We start from the raw sequence: 17,797 nt of genomic DNA, 5'->3' as shown, positions 1-17,797 counted from the left end.
GCCGGTGGCGGACGGCGCGCCGTCCGGGTGGTCGGACAGCCGGGCGGCGAGCCGTTCGGCCTGGGCCGCGAGCGCCGACCCGTCGCGCGCGGACAGCAGCCAGGCGGTCCGCTTCTCCACCAACGGCCCGACGGTTCCCGAAGGCTGCCGAGTGCTCTCGGTCGGCTCCGAAGCGGTTTCGGGAGCCTCTTCCAAGACGAGGTGGACGTTGGTGCCGCTGATGCCGAAGGACGACACAGCTGCTCGCCGCACCCGTTTGCCGCGAGACCACTCCCGTGCCTCGGGCAGGGGCCGCACACCGCCCGAGGCCCAGTCGACCAAGGGTGAGGGACGGTCGGCGTGCAGGGTCCTCGGAAGCTGTTCCCGGCCCAGGGCCAGCACCATCTTGATGATGCCGACGGCCCCGGCCGCCGCCTGGGTGTGGCCCACATTCGACTTGACCGACCCCAACCACAGGGGGCTCAGTTCCGGCCTGGAGCCGAACACCTCCAGAAGCGCCTCGGCTTCGATCGGGTCGCCTAGCTCGGTGCCGGTTCCGTGCGCCTCCACCGCGTCGATGTCGTCGGGGGTCAGCCCGGCGTCGTCCAGCGCCGCCCGGACCACTCGGGTCTGCGCTGGGCCGTTGGGCGCGGTCAGTCCGCTGGAGGCACCGTCCTGGTTGATCGCACCGCCCCTGATCACCGCTAGGACGCGGTGACCGTTGCGCTCGGCGTCCGAGAGCCGCTCCAGGACGAGGGCCGCGGCGCCCTCGGCGAATCCGGTGCCATCGGCCCCGGCACCGAAGGCCTTGCAGCGTCCGTCCGCGGATAGCACACCCTGTTTGGCGGACTCCAAGAAGAGCGAGGGGCCCGACATCACGGTCGCGCCGCCCGCCAAGGCCAGGGAGCACTCGCCCTGGCGCAAAGACCGTGCGGCGAGTTGGACGGCGGCCAGGGAGGAGGAGCAAGCGGTGTCAACCGTCAGCGCGGGCCCCCGCAAACCCAGCGTGTAGGCGATCCTTCCCGAGGCCACGCTGGCAGCGGTGCCGGTCATCAGGTAGCCCTCGGCCCCCTCGGGGATGGGCACCCTGCCCGAGGTCGTGGTCCGGGCGTAGTCGGTCGAGCTGATCCCGGTGAAGACACCGGTGGGCGTCTCGGCCAGGGACGTGGGGTCGATTCCCGCGCGTTCGAGGGACTCCCAGGTGACCTCCAGCATGATCCGCTGTTGGGGGTCCATCGCCTCGGCCTCGCGTGGCGCGATTCCGAAGAACCCGGCGTCGAACCCCGCTACGTCGTCGAGAAACCCGCCGCCCGAGGACATGCCGGGGCGACCGAGCATGTCCTCTACGTCCCACCCCCGGTCGCCGGGCAGGTCGCCGATAGCGTCGGCCCCTCGTTCCAGCAGGTTCCAGAGCGCCTCTGGTCCGTCCAACCCTCCGGGCAGGCGGCACCCCATGCCCACGATGGCAATCGGTTCGGCATCGCGTTCACGAAGCCGCGTGAGCTCCGCGCGAGTGCGTCGTAGGTCGGCCGTGACCCGTTTGAGGTAGTCGAGAACCTGCGCGTCGTCGGTCATGGGCATACCTCGCCGATTCACGTCGCGGCACCTCGGTGCCGGGGGATGGGGTGTGTTGGGTCCGGTTCTTGTGGTCGTAGGTGGCCGGTCTCAGTCGTCCAATGTCTCGTCGATGAGAGAGAAGAGCTCTTCCCTTGAGGTGGCCTCCAGGTCGGGGCCCTCGGCCCTCGCCCCCGTGTAGTCCGACACTCCCGGGTCCAGCCGACCAAGCAGGGCACGTAGCCGGTCCGCGACCACGGCGCTCTCCGTGCCCTCGTACTCGTCGAGGGCTGCGGCGAGGCCGTCCAGGCGTTCCAGGGCGACCTGCTCCGCGCTGCCGAACACGCGTTCCTCGACGTGTCGGGCCAGCGCCTCGCAGGTGGGGTGGTCGAAGGCGACCGCGGAGGGCAGACGGGCCCCGGTGAGCGTGGAGATCCGGTTGCGTAGTTCCACCGCCGTGACCGAGTCCATGCCGAGATCCTTCAGGCCCCGGTCGGACGGGACGGCATCCCCGGACGGGTATCCGAGGATGGCCGCCACGTGGTCGCACACGTGCTCGGTAAGCGCTCGGACCCGTTCGGCGCGCCCCGCACCGGACAACCGGCCCCGCAGATCCTCGCCGACCGGCTCCGAGGCAAGCTCAAGCGGCGCTCCATCGACCACCGTGGTCCCGGAAGGGGCGAGGTCGGTGATCAATGGGCTGGGCCGGTTCGCGGTGTAGGCCACCCGGAAACGCGGCCAGTCGACGTCGGCGACGGCCGACGCGGTCACGTCGTGGTTAAGGACCCGGAACAACCCGTCCAGTGCAGGTTCCGGTTTCATAGTGGGCAGGCCGTGCCGACGCAGGAGCCCCGCCACGGCCTGGCGGCCGGCCATTCCGTCACCCTCCCAGGCACCCCATGCGATCGACGTGGTCGGCAGCCCCCGGGATCGGCGGTAGTGGGCGAAGGACTCGCAGAAGACGTTGCCGGGCGCGTAGTTGCCCTGGCCGGTCACACCGAATACGGCGCCCACCGACGAGTACAGCACGAAGGCCGACAGGTTCAGGTCTCTGGTGAGCGCGTGCAGATGCACGGCACCGTCCGCCTTGGCGCGCAGGACACGGGCGATGTCCGCCGGGCCGAGGTCGGCCAGTGCGCCGTCGTCCAGTTCGGCCGCGGTGTGGAACACGGCGTTAAGGGGAAGGTCCTCGGGCACACCGGACAGGGCTTCGGCGAGCTCGGCGCGGTCGCCCACGTCGCAGGCGATCAGGGTTACACGGGCGCCGACCGCACGGAGCTCGGCTGCTAGTTCCTCCGCCCCTGGAGCCTCGGGTCCGCGGCGGCTGAGCAAGAGGAGGTGTTGCGCTCCCAGCTCGGCGAGTCGGCGGGCCGTGTGCGCTCCGAGTCCCCCGGTGCCGCCGGTGACCAGCACCGTGCCCGACGGTTTCCAGTCCCGGACCCCGGCCTCGCCGAGCGGCGCACGTACGAGCCGCCGTGCCAGAACCATGCGCCCGTGCACCGCGAGTTGGTCCTCGCCCGGTGCAGTCGCACCGGTCAGGATCGAGGCCAGGGCAGTTCCGCTCTCCGGGTCCTCCGGGTCGGGGAGGTCGACCAGACCGCCCCAGTGGTCGGTGTGTTCCTGGGCCGTGACCCGGCCGAACCCCCACAGCAAGGCCGCGGCGGGATCGTTCACGCCGGATCCGCTGTCGACAGCACCACTGGTCAGACACCACAGTCGGGTGTCGATTCCCGTGTCGATCAGGGCTTGGAGGGTGAGGAGCGCGTCCTTATGGGCCGGGTCGGTGGACGGGGGCCGGATCTCGTCAGGGGCCCTGTCCAGCGCGGTGGTCAACAGGACGCCGGAGATGGGCCCTGCCCCGTTCCGCGCGGTGTCGACCAGCGCGGCCAGGGAGTCGCGTCCGGCGTCGGCGGGCAGGTCGAGTACGCGGGTGCGATACCCGCCCGCTTCCAGTGCCGCGACGCAGCCTTGGATCGCCCGCCCGGTCCGGGAGCCGACGAACAGCCAGGTGCCCCGGTCGGTGGGCTCACCGGACGGGTTCGCGGGGTCTGCTGGGGACGCCGGAACGTCCACCCATTCCTCACGGTAGATCCAGTCGTCCATGGAGCCGCCGTTCCCGGCGCCGACGGTGTTCCCGGAGGACCGCTCGAGCGGCTCCGTCGCGGGTCCCGGCCTCCAGTAGCGCTGCCGTTGGAAGGCGTAGGTGGGCAGGTCGACCGGGGTGGAGGCGGCGTCGAACAGCGGGGTCCAGTCGAGGTCGACCCCATGGCTGTGGGCCTGTCCTAGGGCCGTCAGGAAGCGGACCGGGCCACCGTCGTCACGGCGCAGGGTATCGAACGCGGCCACGTCGTCGGCCCCGACCGCCTCGGCGGTCTCCTGGATCGCCGGTGTGAGCACGAGGTGCGGTCCGACCTCGACGAACACGTTGTGTCCGGAGGTGATCAGGGCCTCGGTGGCCTCGGCGAAGCGCACAGTCTCTCGCAGGCCCTGGAACCAGTAGTCGGCATCGAGGGGCCGGTCCAGGAGTTCGCCGGTCAGTGTGGAGTAAAAGGGGATCTCCGGTCGTGCCGGGACGATGCCCGACAGCTCCGACCGAACCCGGTCGCGCAGGACGTCGACGAACGGTGTGTGCGAAGCGTAGTCGACGGCGATCATCCTGGCCCGGACACCGTCGGATTCGCACTCCTCGACCACCCGGGCCACCGCGTCGGGTTCGCCCGCGATGACCGTTGTCGATGGGCTGTTGGCCGTGGCGACGTGGACCCGCTCCGCCCACGGGCCGAGGCGGTCGCGCACGGCCATGATAGGACTCGCCACCGAGGCCATCGCCCCGGTACCGGCCAGTTCGAGCACGGCCCGGCTGCGCAGCGCCACCACCTTCGCGGCATCCTCCAGGGTCAGGGCGCCCGCGATGTGCGCGGCCGCGACCTCGCCCTGCGAGTGGCCGACCACCGCGGCCGGGACCAAGCCGTGCGCCATCCACAGACGGGCTAGGGAGACCATCACCGCCCACAGCGCGGGCTGCACCACATCCACTCGGTCGAGGGCGGGTGCGCCCTCCGCGCCCCGGAGGACGTCGGTCAGCCGCCAGTCGACATGGGGTTCCAGTGCCCGCTCACAGGCGTCGATGTAGCGGGCGAACTCGGCGGATGCGTCCAGAAGCTCGACCGCCATGCCCTCCCACTGGCCGCCCTGTCCTGGGAAGACCAGGACGGTCCGACGGTCCGAGCGGGCCCGGCCCGTGGCTACGGTCGCCCCCGGTGTCCCCGCCTCCAGAGAGGACAGCGCGGCCAGGAGTTCGTCTCGGTCGCGGCCCACTGCCACAGCACGGTATTCCAGGGCCGAGCGTGCCGTGACCAGGGCGAATCCGACGTCGGACGCCGCGAGTTCGGGCCGGGGCCGAAGGTGTTCGCGCAGCCGCGCGGCCTGGGCGGCCAGCGCCTGCGGCGTGCGGGCGGACAGGGGCCAGGCCGCAGCCCCGGTCACCGAAGCGGACCGCGGGCGGACGTCCGCAGGGTTGGTCTTGCCCTTGTCGGGTGTCGGCGGCTCCGGTGCCTGTTCCAGGATCAGGTGGGCGTTGGTGCCGCTCATACCGAACGAGGAGACGGCTGCCCTGCGCGGTCGCCCGTGGTCCGTCCAGGGGCGCGGTTCCTGGAGCAGCCGGACCCCGCTGTCCCAGTCCACGTAGGTGCTGGGTTCGTCAGCGTGCAGCGTGGGGGGCATGACGCCGTGGCGCAGCGCCTCGACAGTCTTGATGACCCCGGCCACCCCGGCCGCAGCCTGAGGGTGGCCGATGTTGGACTTGAGCGAGCCCAGCCCGAGCTCTTGGCCCTCGGGACGCCCACGTCCGTAGGCCGCGATCAGCGCCTGGGCCTCGATGGGGTCGCCCAAGGCTGTCCCGGTGCCGTGGGCCTCCACCAAGTCGACATCGGCCGGGGTCAGTCCGGCGTCGGCCAGGGCCCGACCGATCACCCGGGTCTGGGAGGGACCGTTGGGGGCGGTGAGCCCGTTGGACGCACCGTCCTGGTTGACCGCGCCGCCCCGGACGACCGCCAAGACCTTGTGACCGTTACGTCGGGCGTCGGAGAGGCGTTCCAGCACGACCATCCCCGCTCCCTCGGAGAAGGCGGCGCCGTCGGCGTCACGGCCGAAGGCCTTGCAGCGGCCGTCCGGGGCCACCCCGCGCAGCCTGGTGAACTCGGCGAGGGTGCCGGGGGTCGACATGATCGTCGCACCACCGGCCAGGGCCAGTGAGCAGTCGCCCTGGCGCAGGGCACGGACGGCCAGGTGCAGGGACACCAACGAGGAGGAGCAGGCGGTGTCCACCGTCAGAGCGGGGCCCACCAACCCCAGGCAGTAGGAGATCCGGCCGGAGGCGACGCTCGACGAGACCCCGGTCAGGGTGACGCCGTCCGCGGTGGACCTGTACACGGGGGGTCCGTACTCCTGCTGGACGAGCCCGACGTAGACCCCGGTCTCACTGCCTGTGAGGGAGGTCGGGGCGATCCCCGCGCGTTCGAGCGTCTCCCAAGCCAGTTCGAGCAGGAAGCGCTGTTGAGGTTCCATCGCCTCGGCCTCACGTGGCGAGATGCCGAAAAAGGCCGGGTCGAAGTCGAAGACGTCCCTCAGGAAGGACCCCCGGTCCATATCGACGAGTCGGCCGTCGGCACCGTCCGCCAACAGCTTCGCCAAGTCCCATCCCCGGTCTTCGGGGAAGGGCCCGACCGCTTCCCGCCGCTCTGAGACCAGTTCCCACAGCCGTTCGGGGGTGTCCACGCCGCCCGGCAGTCGACAACCCATACCCACGATGGCGACCGGCTCGGTCCCGGGCCCGCTCTCCAACTCGGCACGGAGCCGGGCGTTCTCCTTCATCGCTGTCCTGAGCGCCGACAACAGGCGCTCGCTTTCACTGCCCATCGCAAGCTCCTCGTCAAACACTCGGGCCCCGCAGGGCGAGGTCCACCAGTTCATCGAGGCCCATCCCGTCGATGTCGTCCTCGTTTCCGCCCTCCGGGCGGGGAGTGTCACCCCGGGGATCGACCACCCGCTGAGTGGCGGGCTCGGGTTCCGGGGAAAGCAGACCGCCGAGCAGTCGCGCCAAGGCGCGGGGCGTGGGGTGGTCGAAGACGGCAGTGGCCGGAATCTGCACCCCGACGGCCGCGCTGAGCCGATTGCGCAGTTCGACGCTGGTGAGCGAGTCTGTGCCCTGTTCGGTGAAAGGACGGTCGAGGTCCACCTTCGCGGCCGAGCCGACCCGGTGCCCCAGGACCACGGCTGTGTGCTCGCAGACCTCTTTCAGCAGGGCACGTGAGCGCTCGTCCTCGTTCATGGCGGCGAAACGGGCGGTCGGGTCGCCCGGAGCCCCGGAACCGGACGCCGAAGCGGGGGCGGTGGACACCGGCGACGCGACGATCTCCTCCCCGGGTTCCGGCAGGAGCCCCCGGAGCACTCTGACGCCGGAGGCCGGGGAGAGCCACGCAGGCACCGCGTGGACAGGGTCACGTGAAACTGCGGTGTCGAACAGGTCCAGCGCCGCGTCGGGCCGCATCGGCAACAGGCCGTTCCGGCCGAGCACGGCGAGGTCGGTTTCGTCCAGGTGACCGGTCATACCGCTGCCGCCGGCCCACAGCCCCCATGAAAGCGATACGGCGGGCAGACCGTCACCGCGTCTGAGATGGGCCAAGACGTCGCAGAAGGCGTTGGCCGCAGCGTAGTTGGCCTGCCCAGGGTTTCCCAGTACGCCCACCGCCGAGGAGAAAAGGACGAAGGACGACAGTTCGCCGGTGAGCTCGTGCAGGTTCCACGCCGCGTCGACCTTGGGGCGCAGCGCGGTGTACAGCCGTTCCGGTGTCAGAGAGGTGATGGTCGCGTCGTCGAGCGCGCCCGCGGCGTGGACCACGGCGCGCAGGGGACGGTCGTCCGGTATCGCATCCAGAATACGTCCCAGCTCCTCGCGTTCGGCCGCGTCACAGGCGACGACCTCCACGTCTGCACCGAACGCCTCCAACTGAGCGGTCCGCTCCGCCTGTCCGGGAGTGTCCGTGCCACGGCGGCCGAGCAGCAACAGGTTCCGGACCCCGTAGGAGGTGACCAAGTGGTGCGCCAGGCGGTGGCCGAGCCCGCCGGTACCACCGGTGATCAGCGTCGTGCCCTCCTGTGGGAAGGGCGCGGGAATGCTCAGGACCAGCTTGCCGACGGTCTCGCCGCGTTGGAGCGCGCGGAAGGCCGTCTGGACCTCGCCGACGTCGTACACAGTGGTGGGCAGTGGCCGCAATACGCCCTTCTCGAACAACTCCATCACCCGCGCGAGCATGTGGCCGATCCGTTCGGGGGCCACGTCGGGCAGGCTGAAGGCTTCGTAGGAGCGGCCCGGGTGGTCGGCGGACACGTCGTCGGCGTCGCGGACGTCGGTCTTGCCCATCTCCACGAACCGGCCCCCCGGTCCCCCACCGTTTCCGGGCGAGCGCAGGAGTCGCAGCGAGGCATCGACGTACTCACCGGTCAGCGAGTTGAGGACCACGTCAACACCCCGACCGTCGTTGGCCTCCCGCAGCCGGGTCTCGAAGTCCAGCGTGCGGGAGGAGGCCAGCCTGTCCGGTGACAGACCGTAGGCGGCCAGTCCGGGCCACTTGCTCGGGCTGGCGGTGCCGAACACCTTGGCCCCCATGTGGTGGGCGAGCTGGACCGCGGCGGTGCCCACGCCGCCGGCGGCCGCGTGCACGACCACGCTCTCGCCGGGACGTAGGGCGGCCAGATCCACCAGACCGTGATAGGCGCTCAGGAAGGCCACCGGTACCGCCGCCGCCTGCTCGAAGGTCCAATCCTCGGGGATGCGGGCAAGCCGGGCACTGTCGGCCACGGCCAAGGGGCCGAAGGCACCGTCGAACATCCCGGCCACTCTGTCACCGGGAGCCAGGTCCGTGACGTCGGAACCGGCCTCCTGAACGACACCGGCGCCCTCGATGCCGATGCCGGTCTCTCCATCGACCAAGCCGAGAGCGACCACCACGTCCCTGAAGTTGACGCCTGCGGCCCGAACCGACACCCGGACCTCACGCGGAGCCAGCGGGTTCCGGGCCTCCGGCGCGGGCAGCGCTTCCACGGAGTCCAACGAACCTGGACGCCGCGTGTCCAGCCTCCACATCGGTGTGGAGGGCACCACGACATTCGCTACCTCGTCCGAGGGCTTCCTCAGACGGGGGACGAGGACGGTGCCCGAACGCAGGGCGATCTGCGGTTCGTCGAGTTCGAGCGCCGCGGACATCACATCATGGGACTCCTCGGCGCCATCGGAGTCCAACAGCACCAGTCGGCCGGGGTGCTCTCGCTGGGCAGCACGGATCAGACCCCAGACCGGGCCGGCAGCGAGCCCGGGGAGCGGTTCCCCGGGCTCGACGGCAATCGCGCGCCAGGTGACCAGGACCAGACAGGAGTCGCCCGTGCGCTCGTCTGCCAACCACTCACGGACCGATTCCAGGGCGGACTCCAGTCCCAGCCGCACCGCGTCCGGCACTGTGGCGTCTTCGGCGTAGACCACAGAAGCGGGCAGCTCGGCGCAGACCCTCTCGGGCACCGGCGCCTGGGGATCCAGATCTGCCAACGTGGGAAGGGAGCCCGCACGGGGCGTCTCAGGTCGGGCTTCGGGGGGCACCACCGGCTCCCATACGAGCTCGTACAGCTCCGGGAGTTCACCCGGCTCGGGTTCGGGCAGGCTGTCCTCGCTCAGCGACCTCAGGGCCAGTACGTCCACGGACCAGAGCGGGCCCCCGTCGGTGTCGGTGGCCAGGATCCGGTAGCGGTCTTCGCCCAGCGGGGTGATCCGCGCCCTCAGGTTCCTGGGCGCCTCCCCCTCCTCAGCGACTCCGACCAGTCGGACCCCGCTCAATGCGAAGGGCACCACCGGACCACGGCGATCCCCGGCACCGCCATCCGGCAGCGTCGCGTGCAGGACGGCGTCCATCAGCGCCGGGTGAATCCCGAGGAACTCATCACCGGTGTCAGCCGGTTCTGGCAGTTCGGCCTCGATGAAGAGCTCGTCCTCATACCGGTGAACCGACTTCAGACCGCGGAAGGCCGGACCGTAGCCGTAACCTCGAACACCGAGGTCGGCGTAGTCGACCGGAATCCGTTCGGCGTCGGCCGAGGGCAAGGGCTCGGTGCTCGGTTCCGTGTTCCCGGCACCGTCCCGGGCGGCCTCGCCGTGCGGATCCTCACCGGTGACGGAACCGGAGGCGTAACGGATCCAGGGGGCATCGGCTGAGGCCTCCCGGCGCGCGTAAACGTTGACCTCGCGGCGCCCGTGCATGTCCTGAGCAGTAACGATGACCTGGAGTTCCGCCGTCCCGTCCCTGCCCAGCGTCAAGGGCGCTTCCAGGACCAGGTCGGCGACGACGTCCCCGCCGACGCGCGCTCCCGCGCGGGCGATCAGGTCCACGATCGCGGTGCCGGGGACCATCACCCGGCCCAGGACCCGATGGTCGGCCACCCAGGGGTTATGGGAGATAGAGATCCGCCCGTGGAACACTGCGCTTCCGTCCGCCAGCGTTAGGCCGTCGTCCAACAGTGGGACCGCCGGCTCCGCCGGGCGGGCCTCGGGTTCGTTCGGCAACAGCCAGTGCCGGGAACGCTGGAAAGGGTCCTCCGGCACGATGACCGGCGCACCCTCGTCGGCCACCCCTTCGAGCACCACGTGCGCGTTGGTGCCGCTGATCCCGAAGGAGGAGACTCCCGCACGCCTGGGCCGCCCGGTTTCGGGCCACGGGGTTTCCTCCGACAACAGGCGCACACCGCTGTCGCGCCACTCGACCCGGTCGGTGGGTTCCTCCACGTGCAGTGTCCGTGGCAGGCGACCGTGGCGCAGAGCCGCCACGGTCTTGATCACGCCCGCCACCCCAGCCGCCGCTTGGGCGTGGCCGATGTTGGACTTGATCGTTCCCAGCAGCAGGTCGTTTTCCCGTTCGCCACCGTAGACCGACATCAGGGCGCGTGCCTCGACCGGGTCACCGAGCCGCGTACCCGTGCCGTGCGCCTCGACCGCGTCCACGTCGCCAGGGGTGAGCCCGGCAGAGGACAGCGCCTGCCGGATCACCCGCTCCTGGGCATCCGGGTTGGGCGCGGTCAACCCGTTGGAGGCCCCGTCGGAGTTGACGGCGCTACCCCGCAGCAAGGCCAGGACGGGTCGAGCGTTACGGCGCGCCTGTGAGGCCCGCTCGAGCAGAAGCATGCCCGCACCCTCCGCCCAGGCCGTGCCCTCGGCTCCGGCACCGAAGGCGCGGCATCGCCCGTCCGCGGACAGGCCGCGCTGAGCGGAGAACTCCAGGAACATCCCGGGGGTGGCCATGACCGTCGCACCTCCGGCCAGCGCCATGGAGCACTCACCCCGGCGCAGTGCCGCGGCGGCCTGGTGCAGGGCGACCAGGGAACCAGAGCAGGCGGTGTCGATGGTCAGCGCGGGACCGTTGAGACCGAGCACATAGGCGATGCGGCCGGAGGCCACACTCAGAGTGCTTCCGGTGAGCCGGTACCCGCCGTCCGTGTCACCTGGGAGGTCGGCCAGACGTGCGCCGTACTCACTGGGCATCGCGCCGACGAACACGCCCACCTGTCGGCCGCGCAGGTCCTCGGTGTCCATCCCAGCCCGCTGGATCGCCTCCCAGGAGGCTTCCAGCAGTAGCCGCTGCTGGGGGTCCATGGCGTCGGCCTCTCGAGGGCTGATGCCGAAGTAGCCGGCGTCGAACATATCGGCGTCGTAGAGGAAGCCGCCGTTGCGCGAGTAGGTGCGCCCCGGGACACCAGGTTCGGGGTCGTAGAGGGCGTCCAGGTCCCAGCCCCGGTTCTCCGGGAAACCCCCGATCGCGTCGGTCCCCTCCTCCAGCAGCCGCCACAACTGTTCCGGAGAACGCACCCCGCCGGGCAGTCGGCAGGCCATCGCGGTGATGGCGATCGGGTCGTCGTCAGCGAGGCCCGCGGCCGCGGTCGCGACCGGGGCGGCCCGACGCGTCGCGGCCTTCTCCCGATCGCCGGTGGTCGGTTCCTCACCCAACTCCTTGGCGACATGCCCGGCGAGCGCGGCCGGAGTGGGGAGTTCGAAGAGGACGGAGTCATCCAAGCGGACGCCGGTCTCGTCCTCCAGGAGGTCGGCCAGTTCCAACAGCATGATGGAGTCGAAGCCGAGGTCCCGAAACGCTCGCTGTTCGTCAGCGGGGTCCAACTCGTCCAGTTCCAGCACCTGGGCGCTCAGGGACGCCACCAGTCCCGCGGCGCCTTCACCCGTCCGGCCCCCCGACACGCCGGACTGACCGGGTACCTCCGACACTGCGGCGTCCGGCGGCGGGGCGGCCGGGTTGTGCTCGGGCCAGTACCGGGTGCGTTGGAAGGGGTAGCTGGGTAGGTCGACCCGGCGCGCGCCCGAGCCCCTGAACAGGTTCCCCCAATCCACGTCCAGCCCCGAGGTGAAGGCCTGGGCCGCCGCGGTCAACAACTGGGCCTCGTCCCCGTGGTCTCGACGCAGAGTTTCCAGGACCGCCCCTCGCACCTCACCGGCGGCCAGTATGCGCTCGATGCCATGGGCGAGGACGGGGTGCGGACCGACCTCGACGAAAGTGGTGTCTCCGCTGGCCACAGCCCTTGTAACGGCGTCGGCGAAGCGAACCGGATTGCGCAGCCCTAGGTACCAGTACCGACCGTCCATTGCCGGTCCGTCCTCGCGAAGCTCGTCTCCGGTCAGCGTTGACAGGACGGGGATCCGAGCCGTACGTGGGGTGACGCCCTCCAGCCGTTCGAGCAGGGTCTCCCGGATCCGTTCGACGTGCGCGGAGTGCGAGGCGTAGTCGACATCCACCAGTGCGGCGTGCAGGCCGCTGTCCACAGTGTGGTCCACCGCGGCGCGTACCGAGGCCGGGTCGCCGGAGACCACCACCGAATCGGGGCCGTTGACGGCCGCAAGGTGGAGGTCGGTAAACGAGTCGATGAGCTCCTGCGCCTGTACCGGGGAGAGTCCGAGGGAGGCCATGGCCCCGCTGCCGCCGAGGGTGGTCAGCGCCTGGCTACGCAGCGCCACCACCTTCGCGGCGTCGTCCAGGGTCAGCACACCCGCAACGTGGGCCGCGGCGATCTCCCCCTGGGAGTGGCCGATCACCGCGGCAGGACGGACCCCCAATGCTTCCCACACTCGGGCGAGCGCCACCATGACCGCCCACAGGACTGGCTGCACGACGTCCACGCGGGCTCCGGGGCCGACGTAACGCGGTGCCCCCGGCTCTCCGCGCAGTACCCGGGTAAGGGACCAGTCGACGTAAGGGTCGAGGGCCCGCTCGCATTCACGCAGCCGGCGACCGAAGATCCGAGCGAGCCGGCCATCACTGTCCAGGAGGGAGCGGACCATGTCCGCCCACTGGCCTCCCTGCCCCGGAAAGACCAGGACCGGAGCCCGTCCGTCACGTTCGCCCACCGGTACGCGGGAGGGCAGGATCGACTCCAGGTCGCGTGTACCCCTGCCGCCCGGTGCAAGGATGACCGCGCGGTGCTCCATGACCGTGCGGGTGGTCGCCAACGAAAAGCCCACGTCCTCAGGGCGCAGGCCGGGTCGTTTGGACACGAAGGAGTGCAGGACCGAGGCCTGGGCGCGAAGGGCGTCCTCCGAGCGTGCGGAGAGGATCCAGGGAACGGGGTCGAGAGTGCCCTCCCCAGGAGTCTGACTCGGCGTCTCGGTCGAGCGCCGGGGCGGCGGGGCCAAGACGAGGTGACAGTTGGTTCCACCCATGCCGAAGGAGGACACCCCGGCCAAGGGGGTGTCGGTAGGCCAAGGTTCCCGGACGGTCTGCGGGGCCAGTCCGAGCCCTTCCAGGTCGATCGCCGGGTTGGGTGTGTCGAAGTTCCGGGTGGGAGGCAACAGGCCGTGGGAGAGGCTGAGCACCACTTTCAACAGGCCGACGATTCCGGCTGCGCCCTCCAGGTGCCCCACGTTGGTCTTGACCGAGCCAATCCGCAGTTCGTCGGAACGCTTGGAGAAGACGGCGCCGAGCGCGGCGGCCTCGACCGGGTCGCCCGCCGGGGTGCCCGTTCCATGCAGCTCCACGTATCCGACGTGCGCAGGGTCGATTCCGGCCCGGCGGTGCGCGGCTCGCAGGACCTCCTCCTGCCCCTCGGGCTCGGGTCGGGCCAGATAGGAGGTGGGTCCGGAGTTGTTGACCGCCCCACCGAACAGGACGGCGTGGATGTGGTCACCGTCCTCCAGCGCACGGTCGAACTGCTTGAGGACGACCACGGCCCCGCCCTCACCTCGGACGTAGCCGTTGGCACGGGCGTCAAAGGTGTAGCAGTGAGCATCGGGCGAGAGGCCGCCGAACCGCGCCACGTACTCGGTGCTCTCAGGAAGCAGGATGAGGTTGACTCCGCCGGCCAGTGCGAAGTCGCACTCGCCACTGCTCAGGCTCTCCACTGCCGTGTGCACGCTGACCAAGGACGAGGACTGTCCACTGTCCACTGTCATGCTCGGTCCGCGCAGTCCCATCGTGTAGGAGACCCGGTTGGCGATCATGCCGCGCTGGCTACCGGTCAGACTGTGGTGCGAGGCAGGTGACTCCCGTTGAAGGAGGGCGTAGTCGGAGGAGATGGCGCCGGTGAAGACCCCGGTCCTGGTTCCGTGCAGGCTGTCAGGGGCGATTCGTGCGTTTTCGACGGCCTCCCAGCTGAGTTCGAGCATCAGCCGTTGCTGGGGGTCCATGTCCACGGCCTCACGCGGTGAGACACCGAAGAAGGCCGCATCGAAGTCCTCCGCCCGGTCCAGGTAACCGCCCCAGCGGTGGTCGCGCTCGGCCGTGGTCCACCCGAGGCGTTCGGGCGGTGGGGAGATGGCCTCTCGGCCCTCGCACAACAGCCGCCAGAAGGCATCCGGCGTCGAGGCACCGGGAAGTCGACAGGCCAATCCCACCACCGCAATGGGTGAGCTGGAGGCGGTACCGCCCTGTGGGTCCCTGGTCATCGCGTTCCTCCGGTCGAACTCGACGTCCTCCCCGGGCGGGTCCTGGCCCGAGGCATGTCACGGGTCGGCTCGATGGTCTCGTGAAGTTGCACGTACCGCCCTTTACGTACAGCTCAGGGTGGGTCCGAGAGACACGAGACCTTACGGCAGAGACCGGTTGTCACTCCGGAAATCGACCGCAGGGACAAACAAGCCGCACACAGCCCCATTGACACTTCAACCACACGTTCCCCACCTGTGATTTCGAAGCATCTGCAGGGTGGATGCTATCCGCGATTCAGGACAGATGACAACGGAACGTTAGTTTTCGGTCATTGCACCACAGGCATTCAGAGCACGGCACAACTGCCGACCTCACACTATTGTTACCGAAAAGAAATGCCCGATGTCCTTAGACATCGGGCACAACGAGACACGTTCGGCTCTGATCAGACTCCGCTGCGCGCGCGAACCTCGGCAAGGTACTTCATGGCCTCTTCCGGATCCAAGAGCCAATCGGCGTAGTCAGGAGGGTAATCCCACCCCTGAATCCATCGGTCGGCCACCTCCGTGTGGACAGCGGCCGTCTCGACCAGATCATAGAAGTGGGGCGGCAGGTCGCCCTGGCCCCACATCGTGGAATTCATCTCAGACCACCGCTGGTTGTGCAGACCGAATTCCCAGAACCTTTCAAAGGTCCCCACCAGGAACTCCTCATCGAAGCGGCGGTCACCGTGCTCGATGATGGCCTCGAGGTAGGCCTTCGCGCATCGCGTGGAATTGTTCCAGCTCTGCCCCACGTAGGGGTCCATCGTGACTACGACGTCCGCCATGCCGAGGACCTTGCCTCCGGACGGCAGGGTACCGACCGGGTTGCGCACCTGCGGGGTCAGGTCTTCGATCAGGGTGCTACGGCCACCATCCACCAACTCAGCGTCCCTGACCCTTTCGTAGTACTCAGGGGAGTACTGGCGGAGCAGGTCCTTCATACGGCGCAACTGCTCCTCCGGGCCCGGCCGGTCTGGCCAGGCGTCCATGGGGCCGTCCCGCTTGTCCACCATGAGCAGGTTGTGGCAGGGGCCCTCCTGGCTCAGCATGGGGATGAAGATGGTGTTGCCGGCTTCTCGGGCGGAGCAGGCCCAGCCGACGTTGTCGTCATCCTCGTTGCTCGGCCAGACGTCGTAAATCTGCGCCTGCGCGATGGAACGCGGCCGGGCTCCGCTGAACCGACTCTCGTCGTAGTCGAAGAGCTGACCGAGTTCACCATGCCCGACGGCAACGATGATCAGGTCGAACATCCGTGAGAAGTAGTCGAGGTCGGTAACGGTAACGCCATGGATGACGACCTTGCCCCCGCGGTCCTCGAAGAACTCCAGCCAGTCAGCCATCTTCACACGGCGATCCACCGCCACCATGTAGTCGTTGGCCCTACCGGTCCGGCCCTTGAGCGACAGTGTCCGACGATCCGCTCCGGGGTAGAGGTGGATTCGCTGCTGCCGGATCTGAGGACTCAGGGCACTCCACAGATCCAGCTCGTAGTGGCGCTCGTATTCGAGGGCTGTGGGGAAGGTGAACTGCGTTACAGACGGCCGTCCTGACCGGATCTCGAGCGAAGACTGCCCCGTGATCACCGTGACGTCGTAGCCATGGGTCAGGAGCCCGTGGGCCAAGTGCAGGCCGGCGTGGCCCGCGCCGACGATAAGGATCTTGCGCATTGTGTCGCTAACTTTCCTGGGGAATCTACGGGGCCGTGGGGAGGACTGGACATCCAGCGGCTCCCCGCACGTCAGGCGACGGGCTCGCTGTCTCGGTTGTGCTCCAGCGCGTACCGCAACAGAGTCTTGAGCACGTCGCCGCCGGACATCCGGTGCCTGGCGTCGAAGTCGATGATCGGTACCTCCGGGCTGACCTCCAAGGCTTCACGGACCTGCTCGGAGGTGTAGTCGAGGCGGCCCTCGAACTTGTTCAGCGCCACGATGTAGGGGATGCGCTTGTTCGTCTCGAAGTAGTCGACGGCGTCGAAGGAGTCCGCGAGCCTTCGGCAGTCGACCACGACGACGGCACCGACGGCACCGCGGACGAGATCGTCCCACATGAACCAGAACCGGGCCTGGCCCGGCGTCCCGAACATGTACATGACCAGTTCGTCGTCGATGGTGATGCGACCGAAGTCCATCGCGACGGTGGTCGTCGTCTTGTCGGGGGTGACCGAGGTGTCGTCGTGCCCGACACTGGCCTCGGTCATGATCGCTTCAGTCGTGACCGGCGGAATCTCCGACACCGAGCGCACCAAGGTCGTCTTGCCGGCGCCGAAGCCACCGGCGATGACGATCTTGCTCGACATCTTCTTGCGATTCGACCTGCTGTCACTGGAAAAGTCGTTCGAGACCACGAAGAGCCCTCTCCAGAACCTGGTTTTCGGACGGACTGCTGCCGGTGATGGTCGGGTGGATGTACACCAGGTCCTGCTCGGCCAGGTCACTGACCAGAACCTGGGTGACGCCCAGGGGGATGTTCAGCTCGGCCGACACCTCGGCGAGAGACCGTGTCTCCCGGCACAGTTTGTAAATGCTGATCGACTCCGGCATGAGGGTGCCAGGAGGGTCCTGCCCGGGCTCGGATGTCGAGACCAGGGTCTGCACCATCAGCGGATGCCGTGACCGCGTCCGCCCACCTGTGAAGGTGAACGGGCGAACACGGTTACTCCTTCGCCTGCGGAAGCTCATAGCCGCGGCAACCTCATTCCTGCCGAACCGTCACGGATCACCGTCGTCAGTTCTGGATGACCTCGCGCAGCTGCGAACGCAGCTGCGGCGTGAGCACGTGGGCGACGTTGTCCACGAGCTTGGCCATCTGGAACCCGACGATCTTCAGCTCCGTGCCGGGCGCGGTGAGCACCGCCATGCAGGAACCGTCACTGATGGCCATGATGAAGAGGTGGCCGTGGTTGAAGCGGACGAGCAGCTGCTCGCACTCGCCCCTCTGGAAGAGGCCGGCACCGCCGACCGCCAGGCTGTGGAGGCCGCTGGCGATCGCCGCGAGCTGCTCGGCGTGCTCCTCCGGGAAGTCGCTGGAGTGCGTGAGGACCAGACCGTCGGAGGAGACCACCACGGCGTGCTCGACACCGCGCACGTCCCGGACGAACCGGTCGATGAGCCACGAGAAGTTCTCAACACTGTCGTTCGTGGATTCAGTCATGGTTGTGCTCTACCTGCCTCGGCCGAGTGTCGTGTTCGCTGGGGGTTGGGGGGTACGGTCCCGCTCCGTGGTGCGGGGCCCGGGGCCCGCACCACGGAGCGGGAC

7 protein-coding genes are annotated in these 17,797 nt (G+C 69.2%); all 7 read right to left on the bottom strand.

Translation table 11 applies throughout. From position 1 onward, the window contains the following. On the bottom strand, nt 1-1,554 hold a 1,554-nt coding region (locus tag ACYVD1_RS28935), incomplete at its 3' end, for a type I polyketide synthase (protein ID WP_460777678.1). Between the two features lie 90 nt (nt 1,555-1,644). Next, nucleotides 1,645-6,450 (bottom strand): type I polyketide synthase, encoded by a 4,806-nt coding sequence (locus ACYVD1_RS28930; protein ID WP_460777677.1) that lies wholly within the window; start codon nt 6,448-6,450, stop codon nt 1,645-1,647. 13 nt (nt 6,451-6,463) lie between these two features. Further along, nucleotides 6,464-14,515: an SDR family NAD(P)-dependent oxidoreductase gene (locus tag ACYVD1_RS28925; RefSeq protein ID WP_460777676.1), complete on the bottom strand. Its 8,052-nt coding sequence runs from the start codon at nt 14,513-14,515 to the stop codon at nt 6,464-6,466. Between the two features lie 428 nt (nt 14,516-14,943). Then, nucleotides 14,944-16,209: a styrene monooxygenase/indole monooxygenase family protein gene (locus ACYVD1_RS28920; protein WP_460777674.1), complete on the bottom strand. Its 1,266-nt coding sequence runs from the start codon at nt 16,207-16,209 to the stop codon at nt 14,944-14,946. 71 nt (nt 16,210-16,280) lie between these two features. Next, entirely contained in the window at nt 16,281-16,838 is a 558-nt protein-coding gene (locus ACYVD1_RS28915) for a GTP-binding protein (protein WP_460777673.1), read from the bottom strand. A 22-nt stretch (nt 16,839-16,860) separates the two neighbouring features. Next, nucleotides 16,861-17,220, bottom strand: coding sequence for a DUF742 domain-containing protein (locus tag ACYVD1_RS28910; RefSeq protein WP_211716369.1), 360 nt, complete (start codon nt 17,218-17,220; stop codon nt 16,861-16,863). A 46-nt stretch (nt 17,221-17,266) separates the two neighbouring features. Then, nucleotides 17,267-17,692, bottom strand: coding sequence for a roadblock/LC7 domain-containing protein (locus ACYVD1_RS28905; RefSeq protein ID WP_191274938.1), 426 nt, complete (start codon nt 17,690-17,692; stop codon nt 17,267-17,269). Nucleotides 17,693-17,797: the final 105 nt, after the last annotated feature.

Source organism: Nocardiopsis nanhaiensis, assembly GCF_054778635.1.
The sequence above is the reverse complement of the archived record's forward strand: the minus strand, read 5'-3'. Positions and strand labels throughout refer to the sequence as shown.